12 protein-coding genes are annotated in these 11,868 nt (G+C 36.8%); 6 read left to right on the top strand and 6 right to left on the bottom strand.

What is annotated here, in order from left to right; genetic code table 11:
- Positions 1-90: 90 nt before the first annotated feature.
- From ACSBFT_RS05635 to lnt, 4 genes are all read left to right on the top strand, one after another.
- Positions 91-780 carry a hypothetical protein gene (locus ACSBFT_RS05635; protein WP_489603867.1) on the top strand — a complete coding sequence of 230 codons (690 nt, stop codon included), beginning with the start codon at positions 91-93 and terminating at the stop codon, positions 778-780.
- A gap of 118 nt (positions 781-898) precedes the next feature.
- The gene (locus tag ACSBFT_RS05630; protein ID WP_489603866.1) at positions 899-2,434 is read left to right on the top strand and encodes a hypothetical protein; all 1,536 of its coding nucleotides are present in this window, start codon (positions 899-901) and stop codon (positions 2,432-2,434) included.
- A gap of 2 nt (positions 2,435-2,436) precedes the next feature.
- Positions 2,437-3,054 carry a hypothetical protein gene (locus ACSBFT_RS05625; RefSeq protein ID WP_463047482.1) on the top strand — a complete coding sequence of 206 codons (618 nt, stop codon included), beginning with the start codon at positions 2,437-2,439 and terminating at the stop codon, positions 3,052-3,054.
- A 6-nt stretch (positions 3,055-3,060) separates the two neighbouring features.
- Positions 3,061-4,599, top strand: coding sequence for an apolipoprotein N-acyltransferase (gene lnt, locus ACSBFT_RS05620; protein WP_489603865.1), 1,539 nt, complete (start codon positions 3,061-3,063; stop codon positions 4,597-4,599).
- A 449-nt stretch (positions 4,600-5,048) separates the two neighbouring features.
- Here the strand turns inward: lnt and ACSBFT_RS05615 are convergent, their stop codons facing one another.
- The 6 genes from ACSBFT_RS05615 to ACSBFT_RS05590 form a co-directional block, all read right to left on the bottom strand.
- Entirely contained in the window at positions 5,049-5,711 is a 663-nt protein-coding gene (locus ACSBFT_RS05615; protein WP_489603864.1) for a hypothetical protein, read from the bottom strand.
- A 63-nt stretch (positions 5,712-5,774) separates the two neighbouring features.
- Complete coding sequence (locus tag ACSBFT_RS05610; RefSeq protein WP_463047480.1) at positions 5,775-6,293, bottom strand: hypothetical protein; 519 nt, start codon at positions 6,291-6,293, stop codon at positions 5,775-5,777.
- Positions 6,294-6,621: 328 nt separating this feature from the next.
- Positions 6,622-8,067 carry a sodium:solute symporter family protein gene (locus ACSBFT_RS05605; protein ID WP_489603863.1) on the bottom strand — a complete coding sequence of 482 codons (1,446 nt, stop codon included), beginning with the start codon at positions 8,065-8,067 and terminating at the stop codon, positions 6,622-6,624.
- Positions 8,064-8,972, bottom strand: coding sequence for a dihydrodipicolinate synthase family protein (locus tag ACSBFT_RS05600; protein ID WP_489603862.1), 909 nt, complete (start codon positions 8,970-8,972; stop codon positions 8,064-8,066). Before ACSBFT_RS05600 ends, ACSBFT_RS05605 begins: the two co-directional genes overlap by 4 nt.
- 7 nt (positions 8,973-8,979) lie before the next feature.
- Positions 8,980-10,026: a sialidase family protein gene (locus ACSBFT_RS05595; RefSeq protein WP_463047477.1), complete on the bottom strand. Its 1,047-nt coding sequence runs from the start codon at positions 10,024-10,026 to the stop codon at positions 8,980-8,982.
- A gap of 265 nt (positions 10,027-10,291) precedes the next feature.
- Positions 10,292-10,612 carry a hypothetical protein gene (locus ACSBFT_RS05590; RefSeq protein WP_489603861.1) on the bottom strand — a complete coding sequence of 107 codons (321 nt, stop codon included), beginning with the start codon at positions 10,610-10,612 and terminating at the stop codon, positions 10,292-10,294.
- Between the two features lie 318 nt (positions 10,613-10,930).
- Here ACSBFT_RS05590 and ACSBFT_RS05585 point away from each other — a divergent pair, with 318 nt between their 5' ends.
- Together ACSBFT_RS05585 and ACSBFT_RS05580 are read left to right on the top strand one after the other, a co-directional pair.
- Positions 10,931-11,296: a hypothetical protein gene (locus ACSBFT_RS05585; protein WP_463048609.1), complete on the top strand. Its 366-nt coding sequence runs from the start codon at positions 10,931-10,933 to the stop codon at positions 11,294-11,296.
- Positions 11,297-11,418: 122 nt separating this feature from the next.
- Complete coding sequence (locus tag ACSBFT_RS05580; RefSeq protein WP_489603860.1) at positions 11,419-11,862, top strand: thioredoxin family protein; 444 nt, start codon at positions 11,419-11,421, stop codon at positions 11,860-11,862.
- The last annotated feature ends 6 nt before the right edge of the window (positions 11,863-11,868 follow it).

Below are 11,868 nucleotides of genomic sequence, written 5' to 3'. Positions count from 1 at the left end.
TCAATTTTGAAAATCTTCCGTTCAAATTTGATACCCTCCCCAGCAGTTCTTGAGTGAAATTTGTGGTATAACTAATCTAAAGCTAAGGCCATGAAAAACTCATTGATTTTAAAAAAGGGGCAATCCAAAAGAAAGAAAATAAACAATAATTTTCAAATGCTTTCTATCGTTTTCTTTTCTGTCCTTATTGTATCCTGTTCAAAAAATAATCCCGCTCTTGATGTAGCTCCGGCGAAAGAAATACCAGAAGTAGTTAAAATAACTTCCAGAACCACCGCTTCAACGGAAATCTATATCAGAGCTATTCCAGCAAGAAATACTAAAATAAAAGACGGTGTTAACTTGCAAAAAGTCATTGACTTCGTTGACATAAGAAGCAATGATGGAAATATGACCATTGGCAACTACTTCCCCACTGGCTTAGCATTAAACGTCTATTTTAACAACGTTTCTGATTTTACCCTTGATTCGGGTGGTAAGAAATCTTTAGCACCTGAGGGTACCAAGGGGAAACTCTTCATCATGGCTTCCGATGGCATAAACCAAATAAAACAGGGAGACATTTATTCAGATACTTTAATTGTAGAATTCACTTCGCTGAATATAGAATCATCTGATTTATCGGAAGAGTCCATATTGGATAATCAAGTATTCGCGAAAAATCATCATTGGACCTTGGATCAACTTCAAAAATCTTTGACCCTTCTTCTGGAAGAAGATAAGGGAACATATTTGGATAAAGATGGAAATGTCGTTTCAAATGAATTTAGGTCACTATAATTCTAAGTTCCGAGTTCAAAACTTATACAGAACAGTTGGAATTCGAAATACTTCATCAAATATTTATTGAAGATTGCATGCATATATTGTTTCATCCTCCAAACCAATATTTAATACCATGAAAATTAAACTATTAACCCTCTTAAGCCTAGGATTAATTTCATTTGAAGCTTTCTCTTGTATTCAAATGTGTAAGGAACCTTACTGTGGCAGCACACCTTTTGTAAGAATAGCATCGAATTCAAAAAGTAGTTCTAACTACCATCGTCAAAGTCTAAAAAATGGAGGTTTTGATGCCCTAAATGTTAAAACTGTGGCGGCAGAAAGAATTAAACTAGCGGCACAATCTACCAGCAAAAAATTAAGTAACGCTGCCACTCCCATTACGATTGAGAAAGCGGATGTAGAGCAAATTTCTGCTCCCAGAAATACTTGGCTGACATTTTTCGGCATTTTAGATCCTATTTCCATGGATATAGGCGTTGCCGATATGGTCTCACCACAAACTTGGACACTTCCGGCAGGGCTTTTGGATTCCTTCACCTATTATTATAATGATGACTTCATACCAATTGCAGAAGTGCCCACAGATTTGATTTTCCCCGATGCGAATAAAGTCTTAAAATCACAATATCTCGATGACGAAGAAAATGTAATTGACCTTTATGAGCAATACGAAGTATCTGACGATTCTGTCACATTTTTAGGTTCTAGTTATTATTATTATTTGGAAGGCGATGACGAGGCCATTGATTTTACAGACTTTAAATTTACTGATATTCCATTGAGTTTAGGAGATTCGTATCAATTCCGCCAAGATGACGATGGTTCAAATAAAGGGCTTAAGTATTACATTAGAACCAAAACAGTGGATGCTTTCGGTACTTTGCAAACCCCTTATGGTAATATAGAATGTCTTAGAATAAGCATCACCACAGACCAATATGTTCGCTCCGACTCATCAAGTGCTTATACGCAAGAGGGATCTTTCTATGGGGTTGGTTTTGTATCCAAAGAAGGCATCTATTTCAGTGGAATTACTGATGGTGTTTCAGGAACGGTGTCCATTGAAGCAGTAGAGTTAAAAGTAGTCGCACCTACCGGAATTTTGAGCCCTCAATCAGAGGTTCAGATAAATAATGATGGCGATGCTGTCTTAATCAGCAATACCGGTGTATACATTGATGTCCTCAGCAAAACCGCTGATCCTAATGCAATATTAGACCTTGAAAGCGATGATAAGGGAATAATGATTCCGAGACTAGAAGAAGCTAACAGACCAGAATTCCCAAATGAAGGCTTACTCATTTATCAGATAGACAACAGCCCAGGTTTCTACTATTATGATGGTTCATCTTGGACGAGGCTCGACAATACGACCTCGGCACCATCTGCAAGAGCTGCCATATCTGACCAAAATGAGCATGCTAAAATCAAAAAGAAAGGCATAAACAAATTGGAAAATGGTACAGCATTTATTCCATTAAATACCAGCAAAGGATTTAGCCCTGACGAATTCCTGATCCATCTTCAAGCAGAAGGCCAATGCAACGGTCTTTATATTTCAAAGAAAACTTCAGAAGGTTTTGAGGTAAAAGAACAAAATAATGGCAAATCAAACATTCAGTTCTCTTGGACATTAAATCAACTATAATCATGAAGAAAATAATAATCGCATTCGTTTTAAGCATTATTACATTTAATGTTTCAGCCCAAAGAGTAAGCTATTTCGGTGTTTTTGCAGGAGGAGCCGGACCTGATGCAGCTCATTTACAGAGAGCTTCGGCTCTAGGCTATAATGCCAGAGTTTCTGTCAACGACGGCCTTGTTTTAGGTGACACTACGCTGGTGAAAGTAGGTATCGGTATGTCAAACCCTCAATATCGTCTAGATGTTAAAGGCGTATTTAATATGCGTGTAGCCTACAATGCTCCTACCATGAAGATAAACGACCGTAACTTTATTGAATTAGACAATAAGGGTCACTTTGTGCTTAATGAATTTAAAATTAAATATGCCAATGAGGGGCTTTGGTCTGATAAAGTCTTTGAAAATGACTATCCGCTTATGCCCCTATCAGAGGTGAAAAGTTTTATTGAGACAAATAAACATCTGCCCAATATACCTTCCGCTAATGACGTAGTGCAGAATGGTGTGGTTGTAAATCAAATGGTTTCGAAACTGTTAGAAAAAGTAGAAGAACTAACCATTTACACCATTCAGCAACAAGCAGAGATTGAAGCATTGAAGGTACTAATGGCAACTAAAAATTAAGAAAACATGCGTTTAAACAAAGGAATAGGACCTTGGATACTTTCAGCATGTCTTCTGGGGCTTTCTTATCCTTCTTTTGGTCCAAATATTCCTAATGGTATTCTAGCTTGGTTTGCTTTTGTTCCAGTTTTATTGGCATTGGCTGAGCTACCTTCTTTTAAGAAGCTATTGATTTATAGCCTTATTTTCAATGCGATTTTTCTGTTTATAGATACCTGGTGGTTAGGTCATTTTAGTATTTGGAAGGCGGCTATAGTTATTTTGAGTCAAGTTCCCCTTTTAAGTGTTCCATGGATTGTGTTTTACTATATCCATAAAAAATGGGGTTGGTTTACAGCCCTATTTTCATTCCCATTTCTTTGGACACTTTCTGATTTTATGCACCATTTGATGCCACATGGCATGCAAATCTACTTATTGCCTTATACGCAAAGCCATCATATATGGTTAATCCAATTTATTGACATTTTTGGCATGTATGGCATTTCATTTTGGGTATGTTTAATGAATGTACTTTTAGTCTTATTTTTGAGCAAAGTCAGTTTTAAAAGAGCACTTATTCCTCTAATATGGTTGGCTTTGCCACTTTTTTATTCTTTCTGGTCAATTTCCCTGAACCCAAAAGGCATAACAGGACTAGGTCATAAACAAACAAAAGTGTCCATTATACAAACCAATCAGGATTCTTATGCCGAAAGGGACTCGCTGCACTTTCAGAGCGTTTTGGATGAAATAGTTAATCTATGTGATTCGGCGGTACGAAAAGACCAGCCTGATTTAATGGTTTTACCAGAAGGTGCGGTTCCTATACATTTGCTGCAAAACGTTCAGATTCTTGATATCACTAGGAATTTAGTTAATCATTGGCAGACCTCATTAGCCATTGGTTTTCATAATAAACCCGACAGTACTAAACCCTATGAATTTGAGAATGATGCTCTGATTTTTACACCACAATTAGCTATGTTTTGGGATTCTTTGAGGATTCAGCCTGAGGATGTAAAAGTTTATCAAAAAGAGCATGGCTTACCATTTGTAGAAATTTCGCCTTTCTTCAATGAAACGCCAACGCTGGCAAATCAAATACTAATCAGCAATAAAGAAATTTACACATTTAATTACCAAGACTTTGATAATCAATCATTCAAAGCCGCAATAAGTATTTGCTGGGAACAACTATTTCCAGAAAAAATTGCTGCTTTGATTAATGATGGTGCTCAGTTTATTGCTCTTATGAACAATGATTCATGGTTTGGCAAAACACCTGGAGCCAAGCAATTAAGAGCTTTCACAAGGCTTCGGGCAATTGAAAACAGAAGGTCTATTGTAAGAAGTAGCAATGGCGGCATATCCTGCTTTATAGACCCTTTTGGTAGAATATATGGTGAGATTCCATGGTTTACATCTACCATTAGCACCGCAGAAGTCCTTTGTGTAAATAAAAAGAGCTTTTATACCCAACATCCGGATTGGTTCATAAAAGCACTCCTCGTATTGTTTTCTGTTTTTATCATATATAAGAAACTACTCACCAAAGGCGAGTAGTTTGCTTTCGGAGTACAACAAAACCACAATAAATTGTGTTTTTGACATACATATTCCCTTACCTAACTTTATTTCCTGAATTCTATATTTAGCAATATTTTATATCGTTAGACCTAGTGCGTTAATTTGACACAAATATAGAGCTTGCATATATTTCCTTCTGCATCAACCGCACTATATTAAGGAAAAAGACACATATTTCACTGGATCTTAATATATTTCTGTCAAATAATTAAATTAATTTAATAATTAAACACCATTTACATATTTGGCATTAATTGATTTTTTCAGAATATTAATGAAGTACTATTAGAATTATCCAAAACTAAAAAAAGCCATTCCTTCAAAGAATGACCTCCATTAAAAATCATGGTTTCTATATAATTTTAGCGTTCAAGCTAGAGAACTTAGATAATTAGGCCAGCCAAATATTTGTTTTGTGCTTTTTACTACGCTCTTTTTCTATCGACCCAAAAGGCAGCACCTGCTAATAAAAAATAAACAAAGAGTGCCGAAGCAACCAAAGAAGCGATATTCTCCTCTTGTGGTAAAACATAAAAATTTAAATAATTTACGAGGATGAGTAAGAGGACAAAGACGATAGCGGCATACTTGCCCATGGAAGCATGAGCTTTGGTTTTCCTTAGATAATAAAACAATGAAGCTGTCAATAAAACCCCTTCTAATAGGAATGTCAATGTCTTATAATTCCATAAACCGAATCCAAGCTTAGGTGCTCCATAAATAAGCGGTAAATCTGGTGTATGAACCAATAAATCTGCAAACCAATGAGACAATACCCCCAGTCCCATTACGATGGCAATACTTTTCTTGTTTGTATTATTTTTCTCCAAAATGAAGAAATAAAGTAGATATATTAAGCCAGCCCACACCACAGATGCTAAAAGACCATGTGTGTAAGGCATAAATTCTAAATCAAAATTATTGACTGCCGTGAAATTCTCTACTAAATTTAAACGCTCTATCCCTAAAAGCGTTAATGGAAAAAACAAAATATCAACAAACTGTGTGGCTATAAAGAGCATTCCTAAAGAAGCGGTTCTTTCTTTTCCTTTTAATGCAAATGCAGCCGCATAATGACCTACAAACATGTGGTTCCTTTTTTAAGTTATATATGGCAGTTTTGGAGGTACTTCAATGCTAAGAAAGCTCTCTTAGGCAACCAGCTTTTTTTCATTAAATAGTCTTAATTCAAAATCTGCCAAACTCTTTTCTCCCTTAAGCTTTTCGCCCAGTTTGATAATGTTAAGGTACTTTTCAACCGTATCTATAGCTGTCCAAGACAGTACTTCTGTTGCCGGAATACCCATGGAACGCTGCAAGGTTCTGTCGACAGGAAAATGTGGTGGTTCATTAATTTCGCCAAGGCACCAAACGTACTTTAAATAAAGATTTAGAAATTTCTGTGCGATTCCAAAGGCAGGAATGGCTTCATCAAGCACTTCTGAAGACTTAAAAAAGGCGGCCAATTGTAAAATATTCTCAAGATGACCTTCTGAGGAAACCTCTTTTTTATAATGCTCCTCCTCCAATGAAATCACAAAGATTTTCAGCTGCTCTTCAAAAAATTTTATGTCATTTTCGGAAAGCTCATCTTTATAGATTTTCACTCTTTGATAAGCACCATTAATCGTTAAATACCAAATTTCGCTTTTGATAAAGTTGTTATCCATGATTTTAATGGCATTATTAAGCCATCTCCTGAACTAAATATATCCTAAATCAAAATAAGAACAAATTAATATTTCACATATTTTGGATTAACCAAATATAATAAAAGAAGAATTAGAAATAATAGAACTTTTCCGTTAGCAGTGTTTATGGTAGAAAACAAATGCCTAAAGCCACACTTTTAGACCTCTGGATGAACTGATTTTAAGGCCGTTAATTCAGAGTAAGCTTATCCTTGTTGTCGGGCTGAACAAAGTTGAGCTTCCAAATGTAAATCACCTGTTATCAACTTTGTTCAATCTGACTTTATTATTTATACTTTAAATTCGCTCAAAGTTTAAGCTTTGCGATCAACCAACCGATGCCAAAAATCAGTATGGTTCCAAAAACGACCACCCAATTAGAGTGAATCAAAGGCTCAAGTCCGATTAATGGAATGATGCTGGTCCAAACAATAAAAATTAAACCCACTGCAACCGCAATCATCGCCGCCTTTGGCGTTATGTTTTTTATCAAAAGCCCAAGCAGGAATAAACCCAAAATACCACCACTGAATATGGATGCCAGTGCCCACCAAGTATCCAGAGCACTACTTACACCATTAAAGGCCAGTGCCACGATAATACTAAGTAGCCCCATAGCCAAAGAAGACAACCTTAGAAAGCCTATTGAAGCTTTTTCTGATACTTCGGTTTTACTGAATTTCCTATAGTAATCTGACAATAATACCGTAGCAGAGCTATTAATACTTGTACTTAGCGTACTCATACCCGCAGAAAAAATAGCGGCTATTAAAAGACCTGTAAGCCCAGCGGGTAGCTGATTGACAATAAAATGAGGAAAAACCTTATCTGAGGCCATACCATTCGGCAATAAATCCGGATAGGTTTGATAAAAAACCCACAGAGCGGTTCCTATCATAAAAAACACCACAGAAACAGGAACATATAACAAACTTCCCATCCAAACAGACTTGGCAGCATCTTTGTCATTTTTGGCTCCTATATACCTTTGAATATAACTCTGATCTGCACCAAAATTCTGAAGGTTAATAAAGAAGCCATAAACCAAAATTAACCAAAAGGAGGGCTGGGTTAAACTCACATTTAAGTCTCCTAAACTAAATTTCTTACTTGCTGAGGCTGCTTCTACAAATCCGCCAAAACCTCCTGGGATATCAATAATAAGCATCACAAGGCAAGTTAAAGCTCCAGCAATAAGTATTATACCTTGAATAGCGTCTGTCCATACTACGGCTTCTATTCCCCCTAAAGTGGCATAAATCATCACCAATAATCCCGTAAAAATAATAATGGAAGGTATGCTCCACCCCATCAGGGTATGCATCGGCAATGCCAACAGATACAAAATAGCTCCCATTCTGGCCAATTGGGTTAGCAAATAACACGCGGATGCATAAATTCTAGCCCAGACGCCGAATCGCTGCTCCATAAAAAAATAGGCCGATTCGCTCCCAAGCTTTCGGTATAAGGGAACAAAAAACTTCACAGAGATAAACGCAGCTAAAGGTATGCTTAAGCTAAAAACCAATCCGTTCCAATCTTTAAAAAAAGCATTGCCCGGAAGGGCTAAAAAACTAATACTACTTACATAAGTAGCAAATACAGACATGCCCAACGCCCAAGCGGGTAGCCGGCCTTCACCCGTAATAAATCCCTGAGCCGTTCTCTTTTTCCTGTAAAAAGATAGTCCAAAGGCTACGACTAAAATGAGGTAAAAGACAAAAATGCCGATATCAATAATGCTCGTTTTCAAAACAGTGACTTTAAGTTTTCTATAAGCTCTTCTCTTTTATTTTCAGACATCTGCTGCAATGGCGGAGCCAAAGTGTCTTCACATAAACCATTCACGTTCATGGCTGTTTTAAGCCCTTGAAGGTAAGAATTAGGGCTGCTGGTCATATTATATAGTCCATCGCTTAGCTTTTGTATCTGCTTCTGAAGTTTTTCAACTTCTTTCAATTCCTTGTTTTTAAAGGCATCAAATGCCGCTACATAAAGCTCAGGAAATAAATTTGAACCTCCATTAACACCGCCTTTAGAACCTAAACTTAAAGACTCACTTAGGCTTTCTTCTGGTCCCACAAAAAGGTCAAAATCCACTCCTTTTAAGATATTATTCAAGTCCGAGAAGTACTTCATATCACCAGAACTGTCTTTAAGCCCCAAAATATTAGGGTGTCCAGATAGACTCTTAACTGTTTCTGGTTCAATATGCATTTTAGTCATCCCAGGCATATTATAGAGATACAGTGGTAATTTCACTTTGTCTGCCATATTGCTGAAATATATCTCCATTTCCTCCTGCGTCATGGTATAATAAAAAGGTAGCGTGGACACTACAGCATCTGCTTTAAATAGAAATGCCATTTCCGCTAATCTTAGGGAGTCTTCAAGGCTACATGAACTTATGCCCACTAAAACAGGAACCCTGCCTTTTACGGCGTCACAAACGTGCTGCATGATCTCTATCTGCATGCCTAAAGGGAAGCTAGAAAACTCTCCTGTAGTACCTAATGGAAAAACGGCATGCACACCACCTTTAATCACGTGCTCCACAATGCCCTTTAGAGCAGCTATATCAAGTGAAAAGTCCGAATTTAGTGGTGTTACCAAAGGGGTAATGATACCCGAAAGTTTCAATTTTGTATTATCAGTCATCTTTAATTTAAAGTCTTTTTGGGTCTACTTTTACGTATTTAATTAACTCACGGTTATAGGTATATGTAATATGTACCGTGCCGTCTTTTGCTTGAATAATAGCGGGGTAAGAAAACTCCCCTTTTTCAGTTTCTAAAGTCAAGACTGGCTTCCACTCCTTACCATCCGTAGAAGTGGCAAGTTGTAGCGGAGAGCGTGGTCCGCCCCATTTTCCTGGGAAGTTTACGGTAGGGTTATAAATCAATAACTGACGACCATCTTTAAGGGTCACAGCGTCTGTTCCCGAGTTAGGATTGGGAATATTAGTTATTTCTATCTCAGACCAAGTTTTACCATTATCAGAAGACCATAAGTTCATAAGTCTACTTTCTTTACTTCTACATATCATTTGCAACCTACCGTCTGGATAAGTCAAAATACTTGGCTGAATGGCATTGGTTTTAACACCATCGTTTAATGGACCAGAAATGCTCCAGGTTTTACCCCAGTCTGTAGTTTCTTCTAAATAAACCTGCCAATGGTCCACATCATCTATTTCCACTTCCTTGCTGGTAGGACAAAGTAAGCGGCCATCTGCTAATAAAACTGGCTTGTTCTTAACAGGTCCAAATATATCTTCAGGCAATCTTCTAGGCGTAGACCAAGTTTTTCCACCATCGTTACTTTCGGTCATTTCTCCCCACCAAGTTCTAGGGGTAGGTCCGACTTTAAAAAACAATAATAATGGGCCATTCGGCACTTGAAATAAAACTGGATTCCATGTAGGGTACCTTTTGGTGCTATGTTGAATTCCGTTCGCTACAGACATAGGAGCTGTCCATTTGTTGTTTACCAAACGGCTCACATAAATTTCTACGTCTTTGTCTCTTTCTTCAGTTCCACCAAACCATGAAGCTACGAGCCCTGTGGGGGTTTCCTCAATGGTGGATGCATGGCAACTCGGAAATGGAGCTTTTTCATAAATAAACTCAGATTTCAGTATGGCTGACTTCTGAGCCTGTATGTTCATTAAAGTACTGAGCATCAATGCCAGTAAGGCAATTTTAGTTTTCATTTTTACGATTTATAAGGTTGAATAGAATGGAAAAATATGAAAATGTTCCTGATTTCCTATCCTAGATCGAGCAATTAAATTTTACTCATACTACTCTTTTTAACACTATTAAGGCTATTGATCTTTTTAATTTATTCTCGGCAACCAAAAAATTAGCAATAGCAGCATTTCATATCTTCTTTACAAAATACGGAGCATCGTTTACTGGCTCTTTGATGCCATCCTACTGTATATGAGGCAGCTCTTTCCCAAATTTGATAAACAATCAATAAATCTTTCCGAACCCGTCCTTTTTCTCCATATTAGAAACCCTTAAACCTTTCGTACCGTCTATTTGCTTCGCAAAATCGAGTATGGTCTTATCCATGCCTGCTCCCACTATTTTGATGTTGTTTTTACCTTCAATAGAAAGTGTGGAATTGATAAAAAAATGCATTTCGGCAATATTCATAACGTCACCATCTTCTGCCTGAATCATTTCGGTTTGAAGAGCTTTCTGAAAATCCGCCTGAGCCAAAATAGGAATAAACGGCAAAAAAGGCTGTTGCAGTGAGTAGGGTTTTTCTAAAACATAGATTTTTCTCAATATAGCGGTCTAATCTAAAAATATTTTTTCTTTGCATTCGTCTTATACCTAATAAAACCTTTCAAAATATTTTCCTTAAATTGGTATAAATCTTTGTCTTATGTCAATGATTCTAATATCCCCTTAGAAAGTATTTTTAGCGTTGTTTTTACACTTCAAGTGGAATTGTGTGTTTTTTGTGAAAAATAATTTCATCAGTACTAGCCACATTTTCAGCATGGTTTATGAACTGATAAAAAAATATTTGGTCACATCGTTTGCATATGTCCGCTAATTCAAATTTACTTAGCAGAAATTTTCAATAAAAGACTGTCACTTATGAGTCAAAATATCAGTAAGCCTAGGGTTATCAAAGATTTCGATAAATTGGAGGAAACCATTCAAGAACAAATTAAACTGTCCTACCCATTTGGTTTTGCAGATCACCTTATCCGTTTCACTAATAAAGATGGAGCCTATGTTTCTGCTCTTCCTTTTGAGACGGATGAAAGATATTATCTGGTAAGGATGACTGTGGAGAAAGCAGAATCCATTATTGAGGATGATGATGATTTTGACGATGATGGTAACCTTAAAGAAGAAATCAAAGAAGAATACGCGGACAAGTTTAGCGATCTTGATTATATCAATACCGACGTGGAAAATGATGAAGATAGTGATTCAGATGACGATGATGAAGATTAAGGTCTGAGTCAATATTTGAGATTGGCTTAATCTTTGTAAAATGATTATTGACGAAAGTTTCGTCTAAAAACAAACCAAACACGGTATAAACTCCGTTAATTGATAAAATACAAAGACTACGAATGAAAAAAATCGCTATACTTTCCTTATTTCTTGGCTTTATGAGCTTGGCTACCATGGCACAAAGCGGAATAAAGTTTGAAGAAAATTCATGGGCAATGGTTGTTTCGAAAGCTAAAGCTGAGAACAAACTTATTTTCCTAGATGCTTATACCGCTTGGTGCGGGCCATGTAAATTGTTACAGAACAATGTTTTCCCAAATGAGGAATTAGGAAAATATTTCAATGAGCATTTCTTAAGTACTAAGATTGACATGGAAAAAGGAGAAGGTCCATCAATAGCCAAAAAATATATTGTGAGGGCATACCCTACGCTTTTATTTATTGACCCTGAAACTCAAAAAGTGGTTCATCAGGCATTAGGATATAGAACTCCAGAGCAATTAAAGCAGGTGGCTAGTGCTGCTATCATTCATGCTGCCGGAGCAAAAGGTAAAACCAAATAAATATAT

This window comes from Arcticibacterium sp. SM2516 (assembly GCF_057914865.1).
Note: the sequence above shows the minus strand (reverse complement) of the source record. Positions and strands in the feature narration are given on the sequence as shown.